Origin of the sequence: Ralstonia sp. UNC404CL21Col (assembly GCF_000620465.1) — a bacterium.
Taxonomy (GTDB): Bacteria; Pseudomonadota; Gammaproteobacteria; order Burkholderiales; family Burkholderiaceae; genus Ralstonia; species Ralstonia flatus.
Genome location: NZ_JIBE01000003.1, coordinates 1,619,479 through 1,636,500 on the forward strand (window position 1 = coordinate 1,619,479; position 17,022 = coordinate 1,636,500).

The following is a 17,022-nucleotide window of genomic DNA, read 5'->3' on the forward strand; positions in this document are numbered from 1 at the left end:
GCGGTTATTCGGCTTCCAGCACCGTCTTCAGCTTCACTAGGTCGCGCTGCACCCATTCGGCATCGGCGTTGAACTGCGCGTCGTCCATGTTCGGCTGCTGAAACAGCGTGAGCGAGACGGTGGTGCCGGCGCCGTTGCGCACCACGCGCAGCGGCACGTAGACGATCGATCCATCCGGCAGACGCACCCAGTGATCGGCGATGCCAAATTCATTGGGCGGGCTGAAGCGGATGAACACGGTGCCTTCGTCGCTGTTGGGCGCGGCCTTGGCGATCCACTCGTCGGGTGCGGCGCCCGAACCCTGCGTACCGGGCGCGAGCCCTTCCGACAGGCCGGTCGCCCAGATCGGAAAGTTCAGCGGCTCGGCCAGGAACATGGCCACGTCATCGAAGTGACGCTCGACGTTGATGCTCAGGGTGCGGACGTTGTGCAGCATGGGGCCTCCGAGTGCGGCGTTCGCCGTGCGAGGCAGTATATGCGGCGCTCAGGCGGGCAGCTTGCGAAAGCTGATGGCCAGGCGGTTCCACGTGTTGATGGTGCTCACCAGCAGCGTCAGGTCGACCAGCTCGGCATCGGAGAACTGCGCACGCACGGCCTGCCAGACGTCGTCGGGCACGCGCGTTTCTGCGACGAGGGTGACGGCTTCCGTCCAGGCCAGCGCGGCGCGTTCTCGGTCGGTGAAGAAGGGCGTTTCATGCCAGACCGAGACGGTGGCGAGGCGGCGGTCGTCTTCGCCGCCCTTGCGGGCATCGGCGGTGTGCAGGTCGACGCAATAGGCGCAGCCGTTGATTTGCGAGGCGCGCAGACGCACGAGTTCAGTCAGCGGTTTTTCCAGCGTGCTTTTGCCCAGCGCTTTTTCGAGGCCCATGACCGCCTGGATGGCGGCGGGATTGCTTTGATAGAAGTCGAGGCGGGGTTCCATGAGAGGCTCCTGTATTCGCTGTATTGAGAACTGGAGCCAGTCTAGGCGCGCAGGTGGCACCTTGAAATTGCCAATCCCCGCGAATATCAGGTAGCCACCTTGGCCAGCGCCTCCGCCAGCTTGCCGAGGCCCGCGTCGATCTCGGCAACGTTCACGTGGCCGTAGCCGATCAGCAGCCCGGGCTGCGGCGGCCGCGCCACATACATCCTGGCGGTGCCGTACAGCCCGACGCCCACGCTTTCCGCCAGCTTCACCAGCTCGGCTTCGGGCAACGGCGCGTGCACCTGCGCTGCCATATGAATGCCCGCCGCCGACGGCACGGGCGCCAACCACGGCGCCAGCGGGCCACGCAGATGCCGCAGCAGCGCATCCCGGCGCGCTGCGTATTCCTTGTGCATGCGGCGTAAGTACTTGGCGAAATCGCCGTCGAGCATGAACTTGCCCAGCGCCGCCTGCATGAGCGATTCACTGTGCCAGTCGGCCACCTGCTTGGCGTGCCGCAACGGCGCCACCAGCGAGGCCGGCGGCACCACATAGCCGATCCGCAGTTCCGGAAAGATCGTCTTCGAAAATGTCCCCACGTAAGCCACGCAACCGGCGGTGTCCAGGCTTTTGAGCGATTCCATCGGGCGGCCGTCGAAGCGGAATTCGCTGTCGTAATCGTCTTCGATGATGAGCGCGTCATGACGCTGCGCCCAGTCGAGCAGTTGCGCGCGACGCGCGAGGCTCATCGGCATGCCGAGCGGAAACTGGTGCGACGGCGTCACGTAGACGAGCTTGGCGTGCTTGGGCAGCCCATCAACGACGAGGCCTTCGGCATCGACCGGCACCGGCACGACGTTGGCGCCCAGGGCCTGCAGCGCAATGCGCGCGGGCGGATAGCCAGGATCTTCGATGGCGACGGTGTCGCCCGGGCGCACCAGCACGCGCGCAATCAGGTCGATGGCCTGCTGCGCGCCATGCGTGACGACGATATCGGCCCAGGCACACACCACCGCGCGACTGAATGCGAGATAGCGCGAGATGGCCAGCCGCAGCGCCTGGTCACCCGCCGGGTCGTGATAGCCGCCGCGCCCCCGCGCCTGCTGGCGCAACGCGTGTGCAACACAGCGGCGCCACGCGTCGAAGGGAAACAGGCGCTTCTCGGTCACCCCGCCAACAAAATCGTGGACGATGTTCGCGCGCGGCTGAGGCAGCACCGCGGGCATGTTGTTCCACGGCGTGTCGAAGGTGCGAGCCACCGGTGCAGGCGACGCCAGTTGCGCCGCGGGTGAGGCCGTCGGCGTGCGTGCGCGCAATCCTTCGGTGGCCTCGGCGACGAAGGTGCCGGACCCAGCGCGCGTGCGCAGATAGCCCTCGGCGATGAGGCGTTCGAATACGTCCAGCGTGGTCTTGCGCGACACCCCAATCTGCAGCGCCAGGTCGCGCGTGGAAGGCAGACGCTCGCCCGGCACGAGCCGGCCGTCGAGGATGGCGGTGCGGAGTTGTCGATAGAGCTGGCCGGCAAGGTCATGCCGGCCGTGGATCGTCAAATGGACATCCATCGTGGGCGCAGTGTGCGGAGGGGCTGCGCCATTCTACGGAAGGTGCCGGAGGCGGGGCAGAGCGGCCGACGCTGAAGCTCAGCCCTCCCGGTCGTCCGCACGCGGCGCGATCAGCCACGGCGTGTAGCGCCACAGGTAGGCCGCGAACGCCGCCACCCACAGCACACTCGCCCCGCCGATCCACACCTCGCGCGGCAGCAATGCGGGGCCTGCCACGCGCAGGAGTGCGGCCAGTGCGATGGCGGCATAGGCGAAATGCTCTGCCCGGCCCGTGCGCAACATCCGGCCGGTGTGGCCACGCGCAGTGCGGGTGATCATCGCGATGACGGCGCCGCCGATGGCTCCCGCCGTGACCGCATGCAGCGCGGTGGAACGGTCGCCCCAGCCGAGCGCCGCCGCGGCCAACATGGCAAAGCCGATCGGCAGGAAGACATACGCCACATGCAGGATGGAAACGATGGGCGTGCGCAGCGTGCGGCGTGTATCCCAGCCTGCCCAGCGGACAGCCTGCACGACGGCTGCCACCGCAAATACGATGGCCGGAACGATGCCTTGAAGCGGCGTCGCCAACATGACAACCGCGAGCGTCGTGGCCGGCACGATTGCGCGCTCGGCCCAAACCACACGGCGCACCTGCACGCCCGGAATCGCGTTGGACGTAAACATCGGGATGACGCGTCCGCCAATGACCGTGACGAACAGGCAGACCAGCCCGGCGGCGGCATCCAGGCAACGCAATGCAGCAAGGGGCGCCTCAAGCGCCAACGCGCCATGAAACGCTGCGTTGACGGCACCGAGCACCAGCAGGGCGATGGCCAACCCGTAGTTACGTGCGCTCTTCGCGCCCCACAAAACGCGCAGAAACGCCACGCCGCACGCCGGCAGGAACGCCACATCGGCTGCCACGGCCAGCGGCACGGGGCCCATCCACATCAGCACACGCGCCGCCAGCCACAGCGCAGCGAGCGCGGCGAGCTGCGGGCCTTGCGGGGTCTGCAGGCCCGTCCAGTTCTTGCCCGCGGTGAACAGAAAACCGACCACCACCGCTGCCGCAAAGCCGAACACCATTTCGTGCGCATGCCAGAACAGCGGCGCCATCGTAGCCGGGCCTCGCGCCGAAGGCAGTACACCCAGCAGCAACGCCGCCCACAACGCCATACCGAACACGGCAAACGCCGCCGCGAGCAGATAGAACGGCCGGAAGCCGAGCGCGAAGACGGGCCACCCCGTGTAGGGCACGCGGCTTGCCGGGTCGGGCTTGCCGATGGTGAGCAACGGGGCTTGGCGGGGCATGGTGATTTCCGTGTTTGAGATCAGAGGATGTCGTCCAGCAGGTCGGGGCCGAACACTTCGCGATGGATGCGCTCCGACGGCACGCCGCTGGCGAGCAGCGCCGCACGCTGCGCCTGCATGAACGGCAGCGGGCCGCAGAGATAGAAATCCGCGTCCGCCGCGTTATCGCGCACGAATGTGTCGACCGTCATGCGGCCGGGCCGTGCGGGGCGCGATGCGAACTCCACGTCTTCGCCGGACTCCAGGAAGACGTGCGCCTCGAACGCCGGCAGCGCTTGCGCCGCGCGTTCCAGATCATCGGTGTGGGCAACATGCGAGGCGGCGCGCGCGGCGTGGCTGAACACGATCTTGCGTGCGCTGTTCTCCTGCGCGAGCGCGTTGAGCGCCGAGATCATGGGCGTAATACCAACACCCGCCGACATGAGGACGATGGGGTTGTGGGTCGCCAGTTGCGGCACGAAGTCGCCGTAGGGCTGGCTGACGAGCAGGACGTCGCCTTCGCGCGCATTGGCATGCAGCCAACTCGAAACGGTGCCCGCCGGGCGATCGGCGTCACCCGCATCGCGCTTGACCGAGATGCGCCACGTGCGGCCATTCGGCGCGTCCGATAGGCTGTACTGCCGCTGCTGGAGCACACCCGGCGCCAGTTCCACTTGCACCGAGATGTATTGGCCCGGCAGGAAAGCGGCCAGCGGCGCATCACCCACGGCTTCCAGCGTGAGGGACACCACGTCTTCGGCCTGCTGACGGCGGCTGACAATGCGCACCGGCTGACGATGGTCGGGGCCGCTGCCGGTGTACTGGTACAGGCGCGCTTCAGCCGCGATCAACTCGGCGGCGAGCAGCCAGTAGGCTTCGTCCCAGGCCGCGAGCAGGTCGGGCGTGGCGGCGTCGCCCAACACTTCGGCAATCGCACCCAGCAGGTGGCGCGCAACAATCGGATAGTGGCTCGGCTTGATGCCCACAGCGGCGTGCTTGTGCACGATGCGGTTGACCACGGGCGCCAGCGCGCCGTTGTCGCCATGGTTGGCGGCATACGCAAACACCGCCGAAGCCAGCGACTGCTGCTGCGACCCATTGGCCTGGTTGCCCATGTTGAACAGGTTCGTCAACTGGGGATGGCTGGCGAACATGTTGCGATAGAAGGTCTGGGTGATGGTCAAGCCGTGCTCGCGCAGCACCGGAACGCTGGCATCGATGTAGGGCTTGGACTGGTCGGACAGCATGCTGGACTCCAAATATGCGTGAAATATGCAACAAATAAGACGGGGGCGCCGTCACGCTTTTTGTTCTGGATGGCCTGGTGCTCAGGCAACCGCTTGCGTTGGATTCTATTAAACGTATATTTCTGATGCAACAAATAGACATGCGTCAAACCGGCGCATCTCCAGCGGCAACTTCCGGATAAGATGCGCCTCTCATGAATGTTTTACCTGCAGAGCCCGCCCGCCATGCGACTGACCGACTACACCGACTACGCCCTGCGCACGCTGATCTACGTGGCCGTGCATCCGGACGAACTCGTCACGATCCAGCGCATTGCGGATGCCTTCGGCATTCCCAAGAACCACCTCATCAAGATCGTGCAGCAGCTTGGGCAGGACGGCTTCCTGCATACCGTGCGAGGGCGCGCGGGCGGCATCACGCTCGGCCGGGCCGCCGCCGAAATCAATCTCGGCGACGTGGTGCGCGCCACCGAGCCCGACTTCCGCATGGTCGAATGCTTCCAGGGCGACGACAACCACTGCGTCATCACCCGTGTGTGCGGCCTGCGCGGCGTGCTGCACGCGGCGCTGCAGGCGTACTTCGACGTGCTCGACGGCTATACGCTGCAGGATCTGGTCGACAAGCCGAACGCGGTCAACCGGGCGCTGGGAGAGGCACCGCTGCCGATGCCGCGTGCGGCTCGGCGCAAGGTGGGTTGATCCATGCGCGCAGGAACGTTCGTCCGAGGGCTTCCTACAGTCTCTTCGATGTATTGCCCCGCAGCCCTTCCAATCCGTCCGCCCTGCGCTGTCTAAGCCGCATTGCGCGCCTCAAAGCCGCCCACTGCGCCGCTCTGGCCCAACTCGAAGCGCTATTCGCCTCACTGCAGTCCCGCTCCCCGCCGGGCACAAGTTGACAACGTTTGACAGCAAACGTGCCTGACGCTGCCTAAATTGTCCGCTCCGAAAACACTCGGCACCCACGCTTCACGCTCGCGACATGCTGTCAGTTGGCAGCCCAGGTGCCGGCTATCTGGGAGCAGGCATGAGCGAAAGGCGCATCAACACCAAGCACGTACACACGTTTGAAAGCATCAAACAGCTGAACGAAGACGATTCCGAATTCTGGTTTGCACGCGATTTGGCGCCGGTATTGGAATACCAGGATTGGCGCAACTTTGTGCAGGTGGTCGAAAAAGCAAAAATGGCCTGCCAGCGGTCAGGCCAGGCCATCGAAGACCATTTCGGTGAGTTCAACAAAATGGTCGAACTCGGCTCCGGTGCGGTTCGCAAGATTGTGGACTTCCGGCTCACTCGCTACGCCTGCTACCTCATCGTTCAGAACGGCGACCCGTCGAAACCTGTCGTCGCCAACGGGCAAACCTACTTTGCCGTACAGACGCGGCGCCAGGAACTGGCCGATCAAGCGCGCTTTGGCGCGATGTCTGAAGACACTCGCCGTCTCATGCTGCGTGGTGAGCTGACGGAGCACAACAAGGCTCTGACGACCGCCGCCAAGCGCGCGGGGGTGGAATCCGGACTGGACTACGCCATCTTCCAGAACCACGGCTACAAGGGCCTTTACGGCGGCCTGGGCGCCAAGGACATCCACGCCGCTAAAGGGCTCTCCAACAAGCAGCAGATTCTCGACCACATGGGAAGCACCGAACTGGCCGCCAACCTGTTCCGGGCCACACAAACCGAAGACAAGCTGCGGCGTGAAGGCGTCCGCGGCAAGCGCGAGGCCAACCAGACGCACTTCGAAGTGGGTGCCAAGGTGCGTCAGACCATCAAGGAGATCGGCGGCACCATGCCAGAACAACTGCCAACGCCGGCAAAGAGCATCCAGCAGATCGCGAAGGAACAGAAGCGGCTGCAGCGCAGCGCCAAACCATCGGGGGAAGAGAGCACCTGAGCCCGCGCAATCGCGGCTTAGAACAACACCCTTACCAAAGCGCGTCGGGAGACGCTCCATGCCCAACACCGCGCGCGTCAACATCGCATGCTGACGTAGCCCGCGCGCCGCTTCTATCTTGAGCGTCTCTTCGGCTCTCACCGCATCATCGCTCAGGCATGTTCACTGCTGCAAACCGGTCGTTGGCCGCGCCATTTCCGGTGACGGCCAAATCAACCGACCAGCGGAGGTGTCATGAAACCCACTCGCGACAAGAGCAAGCACGCGTCGCATTCGAAATCGACGTCGCAGAGCAATCGCAGCAGCGCATCGGCCAAGGAGCGCGGCGGACACGCCAGCCAGGGCAGCGGCGGCAAGTCGTCTGAACGTGCCGGTGCCAAGTCGCACGAGCGCGGCGCACACGGCGGGGGCGGGGGCGGAAGCGAACACGCAACGCACTCGCCGATCGGCATCCAAAAGGCCTTGAAGGGCGCGTCTTACCCGGCGAAGAAGCAGGAGCTGCTGAAGACTGCGCAGGCGAACGGCGCGGACGACAGCACGCTGAAGACGCTGCGCGATATGCCCGACGACGAGTACGACACGCCGGCCGCGGTTTCCAAGGCTGTCAGCAACGAAAAGTGATGCGCCTCAGCGCAGGAGGACGATTCATGAACACATCGACACAGCATTTGAGCGCGCGGCGGGTGGCCGCGTTGCTGGTGGCAGGTGCGCTTGGCTTTGGCGGCGCGTTGAGTGTGGCGCGGGCTGCCGCCGATAAATCCGACACGACGTTCGTCACCAAGGCCGCAGCGGCCGGCATGCTCGAAGTGCAGGCCAGCCAGGTTGCGATTACGCGCGCGAGCAATCCTGACGTGCGCGCCTTCGCACAGCGGATGGTGAAGGATCACACTACCGTCGGCGACGAACTGAAGACGCTGGCTGGCAAGAAAGGCATCACAGTGCCCGACAGCCTGCCCGCGGACGAGCGCGCCAAGGTCGACAAGCTCAGTGCGCTTGAAGGCGCGAAGTTCGACAAGGCCTACGCCGACGAAGTGGGCGTGAAGGCGCACAAGGAGGCGGTCTCGTTGTTCGACAAGGCTTCGAAGGACGCCAAGGACCCCGACATCAAGGCGTTCTTCTCGCACAACCTGCCTGCGCTGCGGGAGCATCTGCAGATGGCCGAGCAATTGAAGCCCGCGGTGAAATGATCTCGTGGCCCCACCCATGACTGACTGAGGTGATCATGAATAGCCGACACCAGAAGGGCGCCGGACACCAAGCCGGCGACGACACCTTCCTGACCGACGTGTCCGAGACCGATGCAGAGGGCACGACCGTGCGCGAAGCCGAAGTCCGCGAACGTGACATGTCCGAAGTGGACGGGCGGAAATCGCACCGCCAACCATCCGGCGAGGAGGAACGCGATACGTCTGCCAAAGACGCACCCTGACGCTGCACCAACCTTGCGATGAACACGGCCCCTTCGATGGGGCCGTTTTTCTTTGCGCGTTGTTTGCGTATCCCACCGATTCGCTGCATTCCGCACCGCTTGCGGTTTTCACAAGGCGTCTTCACCAAACCGTCATGGTGAGACGCGAAGATTCCGCCACGCAAACGTTTCAGTCGTGCATGAGCCGCCCACACGCATGGGTGGCCGGAGGCGTTTGCCCGACCTCATCGAATCGACAGGAAACCACAATGCTTTCGACCAAGAAGACGCTGCTCGCGATTGCGGTGCCGGCGTGCATGACCCTCGGCCTGTACGCGTGCGGCGGCAGTGACGACGCTGCGCCCACGAACACCGCGGGCACCTCGCCCGCACCTGCTCCGACGACGCCCACGCAGCCGGCCAAGCCACAGGGCATGTGGACCACGGGCGACCTGCACGTGCACACGGCGGAGTCCGTCGATGCCGTCACGCCGCTGGCGACGGTGCTCGATCACGCGTTCGACCTGAGCGGCCTCGACTGGATGGCCGTGTCGAACCACCTGCGGCCGTCGCCGCGCGATGCCACGGGTGCCACGCTTGCCGGCGGCTCCATTGCCGCGTCGGCCGGCATCGCCAAGTACGAAATGCCCGCCATTGCGCAAGCGCAGGCGGCAGGCAAGTACGCCGGCAAGCTGATCTTCTCCGCCGCCGAGTGGGACATGCCAACGCACGACCACCTGAACGTCGGCATCTTCGATGGCACCGACAAGCTGCAGACGTCGGCCAAGGGCCTGAACAAGTTCGAGTACTTCTTCACCCAGCAATCTGCATCGCTGTTCGATCCGAACGATGTGACCGCATGGCAGCAGGAAGGCCCGCGCGCAGGCACGACACACACCGACGTGGTCAATGCCTTCAAGTGGCTCAAGACGAATTACCCGAACACCAGCTACGGCCTGATCAACCACCCGTCGCGCAACCCGGGCAAGTACACGGTGGCGGATTTCCGCGAGTTCAACGACACGGCGCCCGACATCATGTTCGGCATCGAGGGCATGGTCGGTAACCAGATGGAACCCGATCGCGGCGGCTATACCAGCGCCTACATCGACGCCAACCTGAAGAACCGCACCTACGGCGGCGTCGATTACGTGGTCGCGCAAGTCGGCGGCGTCTGGGATGCGCTGCTCGGCGAGGGCCGCCGCATCTGGAACTTTGCCGATTCCGACCACCACTTTGAAGTGGATGCCACGCAGCAGTTCAGCAGCGGCTACTACCCCGGCGAATACGCCAAGACCTATATCTGGCTGCCCGGCACCAGCCCCGACCTGAAGACGCTGCTGGCGGCCATGCGCTCGGGCAAATCGTTCGCCGTGTTTGGCGACCTGATCAACGCGCTGGATTTCACCGCCGGCACCGCGGCCGCGTCAGCCGACATGGGTGGCACGCTCACGGCCAAGGCCGGCGACAAGGTGACGATCACCATCCGCTTCAAGAGCCCCGATCACAACAACTATGAGTACCCGCTCGGCAGCGGCTTCAAGGTCAACATGCGGCCGGTGGTGGATCACGTCGACCTGATTGCCGGCGACGTGACGGGCAAGGCTGCATCGGGCACGCCGGCCTATGCGAAGGACACCAACGACACCACCAAGGTCATCGCCACGTTCACCAAGGCGGACTGGAAGGTCGACGCAGATGGCTACAACACCGTCACGTACACCTACACGGCCGCCAAGAACCAGTACTTCCGCCTGCGCGGCACGAACCTCGGCATGAACGTGTCGGGCGAGACCAGCAACGGCAATCCGCTGCCCGACCAGAAGACCGTGGTGACGGAAAACGCCGCGCGCTTCAACGCCATCAACGATCGCAACTACAACGATCTGTGGTTCTACTCGAACCCGGTGTTCGTGTCGGTGCAATAAGCGCCGCGGCCGTCAGGCAGGCGCGGTGACTGACGCTGCGGCGGGCGCGCTCGTGCGCCGCAGCCACACCGTCACCGCCAGCCCGACGCCGCCCGGCCCAGGCGCCAGCGCAATCTGGCCGCCCATGCGATCCACGATCTGACGCACGATCGCCAGGCCCAGGCCGCTGCCTTGGGTCTGCGTGCCTTCCAGACGCGTGAAGCGTTCGAACACCCGTGTGTACGCCTCGGGCGGAATGCCAGGGCCGTTGTCGATCACGGTCAGCATGGCCCAACCGTAGTCCGCCGACACCTGCACCGTCACGTGGCCGCCTTCCTGCGTGTAGCGCACGGCGTTGTCGACGAGGTTGAACAGCAGGGCGGCGATCAGCGTGCGGTTGCCCGACGTCCACACAGGCTGCTCGGCGGGCTCGATGCCCAGATCGATCTGGCGGCCATCGGCCAGCAGCGCGAGGTCTTCCAGCACCGTGCGCGTCACCTGTGAGAGGTCCACCACCTCGCTCGTCGCGGCCGAGGCTTCGGCCTGAGACAAGAGCAGCAAGTCGTTGATGAGATCCGCCAGATTGCGCGTGCTGGTGCGCGCGGCTTTCAGGACTTCGTGGAGCGCGGCATCGGCGTTGGTTTGCGCTGCCACCTGCATCTGCGTATCGAGAATCGCCAGCGGCGTGCGCATCTGGTGCGCAGCATCGGCAATGAAGCGCTTCTGCGTGAGCGCGTTGTCGGCAATACGCTGCAGGTACTGGTTGAACGCGCCGGCAATCGGCTGCAGTTCGTGCTGCAGGCCGTCGGGGTCGAGCGGCGCAAGGTCGGTGGGCGCGCGTGCCGACACATTGCCGGCCAATCGCAAGATCGGTCGCAGTTCCAGCGTCAGGCCGATGAGGATCATCGCCAGCGCCAGGCCCACCAGCGCGAGTTGGCGCACCGTGGCGGGCCACCACAACTGGCGGATCATCGCGTCGCGCCCGTTCGTGGTTTGCGCGACGCGCGTGACGACGCGCTCGGTGCGGCCGGCGTCGTACATGGTGCGCACCACGGCGGCCACGTGCACAGGCCGGCCCTCTACCGTATCGGTGTAGGTGCCGGCGTCCGCCAGGCCCGCCGCATCAAACGCGGGGCGCGTGCCGAAGTCGAGCCGCCCGGCCAGCAGCCGGCCATGCTCGGTGCTGACCTGGTACGTGACCTGGTCGCGCACGGGGCTTTCCGGCGCAGCAAACACCGCCAGCGCGGCCGGCGGCACCGAGACGCGCAAGCGGCCTTCGTCCCATTCGACCTGGCCGCTGATCATCTGCGCGGCCGTGTCGAGCGCGTGAAAGTGCACGAGATCGGCGTTGTGGCGTGCGGCGGCCAGGTCCAGCCAGCCGTCCGCCGCCACATAGACGACAAGCGGCAGTGCCAGCCACAACACCAGCCGCGCACGCAGGCTGTGCGCCCGCGCGGGGGCGGGGCCGGACGGCGCTGGCGCTGGATCAGGACTGCGCAGCGGAGGCATCGCGCAGCAAGTAACCAAGGCCGCGCAGCGTGACGATGGTGGCAGCGGAATGCTCCAGCTTCTTGCGCAGGCGGTGGATGTAGATTTCGATGGCCTCGGGGCTGGCTTCGTCGTCCATCCCGAACACGCCGTTCACCAGCGCCGGTTTGGAGACCGTGCGCCCGAGCTTGAGCATGAGGATTTCCAGCACGGTGTGCTCGCGCGCAGGCAGCACCAGAGGCTGGCCGGCCAAGTTGAAGGTGCGGCTGCCGGTGTGGTACGTCAGGTCGCCGCATTGCAGCTCGACGGATTGGTCGGGCGCGCTGCGCCGCACCAGCACCTGGATCCGCGCAATCAACTCGCGAATCTCGAACGGCTTGACGAGGTAGTCATCCGCGCCGGCACCCAGGCATGCGACCTTGTCGTCGATGCCGCCGCTGGCCGTGAGGATCAGCACCGGCACGGCGTTGCGCCGTCCGCGCAAACGTTGCAATACCCCTTGCCCCGGCAACGTGGGCAATTGCAGATCGAGCAGGACCACGTCGTAGTGTTGCGTGAGCAACAACGTGTCGGCGGATTCGCCATCGGTGGCGTGATCCACGGTGAAATGGGCGCGCCGCAGGGCTTCAGACAGCCAGTGCGCCAGCGGGGCGTTGTCTTCGATCAGGAGCAGCTTCATGCGAAAACAGCGCGTCCGAAAAATGAAAGCGATTTGTGGGTTGCCGCTTCCTAGAATGGTGGCGGCTGCCTACGCGCGCCGGAGGCATCACTCACCAGATCCGGACCGCGCGATACCGATATCTACAAAAGAGCCGGAGACAACTCAATGGGTGTTTTTACCTGCAGGAGCGCTCGCGCACGCGGCCTCCGGGGCTGGATCACGCCGTGGCTCGCTGCCCTGCTGGCAGTGGCAGCCTCACACGCCCTCGCCCAAGACCCGACTCGACTGACGCTCATGGTCAGCGGCACCGCCAAGATGATCTACCTGCCCGCGACGCTGGCGCAGCGCCTGGGCCATTTCCGCGACGAGGGGCTCGAAGTGGAACTGCTCTCGCAACCCGCCGGCGTCGATGCCGAAAGCGAACTGCTCACCGGCTTTGCGCAAGGCGTAGTCGGCTTTTATGACCACACCATCGACCTGCAGGCCAAGGGCAAGGAAGTGCGTGCCATCGTCGTATTCAGCCAGGTACCGGGCGAAGCGGAAGTCGTCTCGACACGGTTGCCGGCAGCCGTGCAATCGATGCGCGACCTGCGCGGCCGCACGCTGGGCGTGACGGGGCTGGGCGCATCGACGAGCTTTCTCACGCGCTACCTGATGGCGCAGCAGGGGCTGTCGGCCGGCGATTACACCATGCTGCCCGTCGGCGCCGACCGCAGCTTCGTCACCGCACTGCGCAACGGCCGCATCGACGCCGGCATGACCACCGACCCGACGGTCACGCGGCTCGTGCACAGCGGCGAAGCCCGCGTGCTGCTCGACTTGCGCACGCTGGAAAGCACCCGCGCCGCGCTGGGCGGCCCGTATCCGGCCGCGTGCCTGTACCTGCAGACCGAATGGCTCGAAGCACATCCGGACATCGCGGTCAAACTGGCTCGCGCCTTCGTGCGCACCCTGCGTTACATGCACACGCATGACGCGGAAGACATTGCCGCCCGCATGCCGGCTGAATTCCGGCGCGATCATCCCGAGCTGTACGCAAAAGCGCTTGCCGCCACGTTGCCCACCTTCAGCACCGACGGACGCATGCCGGACGACGGCCCACCCACCGTCCTGCGCGTCCTCGCCGCCAGCAATGCCAACGCGCGCGACAAGCACATCGACCTCTCGCGCACCTATACCAACAAGTTTGTCGATCAGGTGCGCGAGCGCCGCTAGCTCAGCCAAACCCTCGCTTAGAAGCGCGTGCGCATACCGACGCCGAACTCCGTCTGGCTGTTGTGGCCGTTGGTGCCGCCCACGATGTACTGGTCCTTCAGCTTCATGTAGTCGGCCGCAACGTAGAACTCCGTGCGCTTGGACACGTGGTAGAACACCGAGCCGTACAGCGTGCTCTTGCGGCCGCTGCCCGCTGCGGTGGCGCCCACGACGCTGGCATACGCATTGAGGGTGTTGCCATCGGCGCTGAAGGCGGCGTTGTTGGCCTTCATGATCTGGTAGCCGATTTCGTAGTCGAACGCGCCCGGCGGCGCGACCTTCAGCGACACGGTGTACGCGTTGTCGCTGCGGTTGCCGATCGCGGCCGGCTGCTCGCCGGTGTAGTGGAAGTAGCCGGCATTGACGCGGAACATGCCGAAGATCACGTTGCCGCCCACCGAATACGAACGGTCCATGAAGCCGCCCACTTTGGCCTGTTGCGCAAAGCCGGCCAGGTTGAAGTTGCCGCCGTTGTAGCCCAGGGCCAGCGACTCGGTGGTCCCTTGCGTGAACTGACCCGGCACTTCGCCAAACTGATAGGCCAGGCCAGTGAAGAAGCGGCCGTCCCACAGCTTCTTCCACACCACGCCGTTGTTCAGACGCGTGCCCGTGGCGCTACCTGCGTAGAAGATCAGTTGCTTGAAGTTGTTGACGTTGGTGTAGCCGCCTTCGTCCAGCGTGACGGTGGCGCTGGTGTACGGGTCGCCGTAGATGCCCGACACATCGCGCGCAATCGCGTTCTGACGGCCAAAGGTCAGCTTACCGAGCGATTCGCTCGACAAGCCCACCCACGCATCACGGTTGAACAGCACCCCCGGGGTGTCCATGTTGCCGGTGGGCGTTTCGAATTCCGATTCCAGCTTGAAGATGGCCGACAGACCGTTGCCCAGGTCTTCCTTGCCGGTCAGGCCCCAGCGGCTGCCGGAGAACCAGGGCACTTGGAAGCCCGTCAGGCGCGCGCCCGAGGCATTGGCGTTGTTGACGGTGCTGATGGTGGTGTCGATCAGCCCGTAGAGCGTCACGTTCGACGACTGGGCGTGGGCGCCGGTGGCCAGCGTGGCCGCCGCAGCCGCTGTTGCCGCAAGGGCAAACTTGATGCGGGACATTGAAGTCTCCTTCCTTTGTGGGTGATGGTGTCCGGTCGTGGTGCCGGCTTCGGAAAACGCGCGACGGCGGTGGGTCAGGCCGCCGATGCAATCGCTGGGCGAGCGTAGAAGGGACCACCTTTCTGGAGCCTTTCGCGTCGGCGTGCGCACAACGCTAGGGTCTACCCGCATTGGGGCATGGGCAGACGCGCGTTGTTGCGTCGTCCAATGCAACGCATTGCAGCCCCGGCAATCGGGCTCGCGGTAGAGTGTCGAGTCACCTCACCCCAACTCCACCAGACCTTCCCCATGCACCCGTCCCAAATGACCGGCCTGCAATTGCTGCAGGCCATGTCGCACGGCGAACTGCCGCGCGCGTCCATCAGCGAAACCATCCCGATGACGATGGATGTCATCGAAGCAGGCACCGTGCACTTCACCGCCCAGGCCGACAAACGCCACCTCAATCCGCTGGGCGGTGTGCACGGCGGCTTTGCGGCGACGGTGCTCGATTCCGTAACGGGCTGCGCCGTGCATTCGATGCTGGAAGCCGGCATCGGCTACGGCACGGTCGACCTGAACGTGAAGATGGTGAAGGCCGTGCCGGTAGACACACCGCTGGTGGCCGTTGGGCGCGTGCTGCATGTCTCGCGCACGATCGGCGTGTCGGAGGGCACGCTCAAGACGCAGGACGGCACATTGCTGGCACATGCCACGGCCACCTGTGTCATCCGCCGTCCGTAAATCCGATTGACCTGGAGCACCTGATGTCTGAACCGCTGCAAACCCTGTCTGCCCTGTCTGCGAAGACCACCGCGCTGGTGCTGATCGACCTGCAACGCGGCATCCTGCCGTTCGCGCAAGGGCCGCATACGGCCGAGCAGGTATTGGGCGCGTCCGCCAAGTTGGCCAAGCGCTTTCGCGAGCTGGGTGCGCCCGTGGTGCTCGTGCGCGTGGGCTGGGCGTCGGACTATGCCGATGCGCCGCGCCATCCCGTCGACCGTCCCACGCCCACACAGCCCGGCGGCCTGCCGCCGCAATGGTGGGAACAGCCCGCCGAGCTGGAAGTCGCGGCCACCGACATCCAGATCACCAAGCGCCAGTGGGGCGCGTTCTACGGCACCGAGCTGGATCTGCAACTGCGCCGCCGCGGCGTCACCACCATCGTGCTGGGCGGGATCTCGACGCATGTGGGTGTGGAGTCGACCGCGCGCGCCGCGTGGGAGCACGGCTACGCGCTGGTGCTGGCCGAAGATGCGATGAGTTCGAACGATGCGGCGATGCATCGTTCGTCGGTGGAAAACGTATTCCCGCGACTGGGCCGCGTGCGCGACACCGACACCATCCTGGCGGCGCTGACGGCCTGAACGCTGACGGCCTGAACGTTCAGGCGCCGTCCTCGACCGGCACGTACAGCACCATGCGCAGGCGCGGGTCTTCCATCACCGGCAGGCCGATGTAGTCGTAGCGGACAACCTTGCCGTCAGGCGTGCGGATCAGCTTGTGCTCGGCGCGCTGGGCGCGCACTTCGTGCTGGCGCCACCAGGTATCGAACTCGCGGCTGCTGGTGCGCAGCCGGTCGACCAGCGCCACGAGCACCGGGTCGTCTGCGTGCGGGTCGTACACGGCACGAAACTTCGCCAGCATGCGCCGCGCCTCGTTTTCCCACTCGACAAAACGCTCGCGCGCATTGGCATACAGGAACATGTAGACCAGGGAGTTGCGGTCTTCCGGCGGCATCGTGCCGAAATCCATGAAGAGCTGCGAGGTCGCCTCGTTCCAGCACAGCAACTCGGTGCGGTAGCTGCGCACGTGGGCCGGCAAGACCATGCCGGCAACAGCGCGGCGCAAGACATCGGGGACCGCTTCGGCGGCCGGACGCCCCGACGCCGCAGCCGCTGCGCCCGTCAAGACCGACTCCGCGCGCGCCAGGCCGCGCATGTGCGCGCGTTCATCCGAAGACAGCTTCAGCGCGCGCCCGATCGCCTCGATGGTCGCCACCGACGGCCGCACGTCGCGCCCCTGCTCGATACGCACATACCAATCGATGCTGATATTGGCGAGCTGCGCAACCTCTTCCCGGCGCAGCCCGGCGGTGCGGCGGCGCCCGCTGCCCTCGGGCAGCCCCACATCCTGCGGACGCAGATGGCTGCGGCGGCTGCGCAGGAACTCGCCCAGCTCGTTGCGGGGCGCGGCGGGCAAGGGCGCGAGGTCGGCGGTGAAATCGTCCATGGCGGTATTACACACGGCGGTGCGTGTGGGTGGGAGGGACAAGCTCATCCTAGGTTAATCCTAGCTCTGCATCGAATCGGCGCGCGCACCTACGCTGCGTTCACCTCT

General features: G+C 65.6%; 18 protein-coding genes. 9 read left to right on the forward strand and 9 right to left on the reverse strand.

What is annotated here, in order from left to right; translation table 11 throughout:
• Positions 1 to 4 precede the first annotated feature (4 nt).
• The 5 genes from N511_RS0107625 to N511_RS0107645 form a co-directional block, all read right to left on the reverse strand.
• Positions 5 to 436, reverse strand: coding sequence for a hypothetical protein (locus N511_RS0107625; RefSeq protein WP_027678752.1), 432 nt, complete (start codon positions 434 to 436; stop codon positions 5 to 7).
• A gap of 48 nt (positions 437 to 484) precedes the next feature.
• On the reverse strand, positions 485 to 922 hold the full coding sequence (locus N511_RS0107630; RefSeq protein ID WP_027678753.1) for a carboxymuconolactone decarboxylase family protein: 438 nt from the start codon (positions 920 to 922) through the stop codon (positions 485 to 487).
• 86 nt (positions 923 to 1,008) lie between these two features.
• Positions 1,009 to 2,466 (reverse strand): MocR-like pyridoxine biosynthesis transcription factor PdxR, encoded by a 1,458-nt coding sequence (pdxR, locus tag N511_RS0107635; protein ID WP_027678754.1) that lies wholly within the window; start codon positions 2,464 to 2,466, stop codon positions 1,009 to 1,011.
• A gap of 78 nt (positions 2,467 to 2,544) precedes the next feature.
• Positions 2,545 to 3,759 carry an NnrS family protein gene (locus tag N511_RS0107640; protein ID WP_027678755.1) on the reverse strand — a complete coding sequence of 405 codons (1,215 nt, stop codon included), beginning with the start codon at positions 3,757 to 3,759 and terminating at the stop codon, positions 2,545 to 2,547.
• Positions 3,760 to 3,779: 20 nt separating this feature from the next.
• A complete protein-coding gene (locus tag N511_RS0107645; RefSeq protein WP_027678756.1) occupies positions 3,780 to 4,985 on the reverse strand; it encodes a globin domain-containing protein in 1,206 nt (401 codons plus the stop codon).
• A gap of 225 nt (positions 4,986 to 5,210) precedes the next feature.
• On the opposite strand from N511_RS0107645, the gene N511_RS0107650 reads away from it, so the two are divergent.
• From N511_RS0107650 to N511_RS0107675, 6 genes are all read left to right on the forward strand, one after another.
• Complete coding sequence (locus tag N511_RS0107650) at positions 5,211 to 5,684, forward strand: RrF2 family transcriptional regulator (protein ID WP_027678757.1); 474 nt, start codon at positions 5,211 to 5,213, stop codon at positions 5,682 to 5,684.
• A gap of 325 nt (positions 5,685 to 6,009) precedes the next feature.
• Complete coding sequence (dinD, locus tag N511_RS0107655) at positions 6,010 to 6,879, forward strand: DNA damage-inducible protein D (protein WP_027678758.1); 870 nt, start codon at positions 6,010 to 6,012, stop codon at positions 6,877 to 6,879.
• 234 nt (positions 6,880 to 7,113) lie between these two features.
• A complete protein-coding gene (locus N511_RS0107660) occupies positions 7,114 to 7,500 on the forward strand; it encodes a DUF2795 domain-containing protein (RefSeq protein WP_027678759.1) in 387 nt (128 codons plus the stop codon).
• 26 nt (positions 7,501 to 7,526) lie between these two features.
• Positions 7,527 to 8,066: a DUF4142 domain-containing protein gene (locus N511_RS0107665; protein ID WP_027678760.1), complete on the forward strand. Its 540-nt coding sequence runs from the start codon at positions 7,527 to 7,529 to the stop codon at positions 8,064 to 8,066.
• 35 nt (positions 8,067 to 8,101) lie between these two features.
• Positions 8,102 to 8,308 (forward strand): hypothetical protein, encoded by a 207-nt coding sequence (locus tag N511_RS23805; RefSeq protein WP_037026360.1) that lies wholly within the window; start codon positions 8,102 to 8,104, stop codon positions 8,306 to 8,308.
• Between the two features lie 248 nt (positions 8,309 to 8,556).
• Entirely contained in the window at positions 8,557 to 10,215 is a 1,659-nt protein-coding gene (locus N511_RS0107675) for an S-layer protein (protein WP_027678761.1), read from the forward strand.
• A gap of 12 nt (positions 10,216 to 10,227) precedes the next feature.
• On the opposite strand, the gene N511_RS0107680 is transcribed toward N511_RS0107675, so the two are convergent.
• Positions 10,228 to 11,703: a sensor histidine kinase gene (locus N511_RS0107680; RefSeq protein ID WP_027678762.1), complete on the reverse strand. Its 1,476-nt coding sequence runs from the start codon at positions 11,701 to 11,703 to the stop codon at positions 10,228 to 10,230.
• Complete coding sequence (locus tag N511_RS0107685; protein ID WP_027678763.1) at positions 11,681 to 12,361, reverse strand: response regulator; 681 nt, start codon at positions 12,359 to 12,361, stop codon at positions 11,681 to 11,683. The genes N511_RS0107680 and N511_RS0107685 overlap by 23 nt, the downstream gene beginning before the upstream one ends.
• Before the next feature lie 147 nt (positions 12,362 to 12,508).
• Here N511_RS0107685 and N511_RS0107690 point away from each other — a divergent pair, with 147 nt between their 5' ends.
• Positions 12,509 to 13,558: an ABC transporter substrate-binding protein gene (locus tag N511_RS0107690; RefSeq protein WP_027678764.1), complete on the forward strand. Its 1,050-nt coding sequence runs from the start codon at positions 12,509 to 12,511 to the stop codon at positions 13,556 to 13,558.
• Positions 13,559 to 13,575: 17 nt separating this feature from the next.
• Here N511_RS0107690 and N511_RS0107695 read toward each other — a convergent pair whose 3' ends face one another.
• Complete coding sequence (locus tag N511_RS0107695) at positions 13,576 to 14,703, reverse strand: porin (protein WP_027678765.1); 1,128 nt, start codon at positions 14,701 to 14,703, stop codon at positions 13,576 to 13,578.
• A gap of 288 nt (positions 14,704 to 14,991) precedes the next feature.
• Between N511_RS0107695 and N511_RS0107700 the strand changes: the two genes are divergently transcribed.
• Entirely contained in the window at positions 14,992 to 15,426 is a 435-nt protein-coding gene (locus N511_RS0107700; protein WP_027678766.1) for a PaaI family thioesterase, read from the forward strand.
• 23 nt (positions 15,427 to 15,449) lie between these two features.
• Positions 15,450 to 16,049, forward strand: a complete 600-nt coding sequence (locus N511_RS0107705; RefSeq protein ID WP_027678767.1) for a hydrolase — start codon at positions 15,450 to 15,452, stop codon at positions 16,047 to 16,049.
• A gap of 19 nt (positions 16,050 to 16,068) precedes the next feature.
• Here the strand turns inward: N511_RS0107705 and N511_RS0107710 are convergent, their stop codons facing one another.
• Positions 16,069 to 16,962, reverse strand: coding sequence for a helix-turn-helix transcriptional regulator (locus tag N511_RS0107710; protein ID WP_231479588.1), 894 nt, complete (start codon positions 16,960 to 16,962; stop codon positions 16,069 to 16,071).
• Between the last annotated feature and the right edge of the window lie 60 nt (positions 16,963 to 17,022).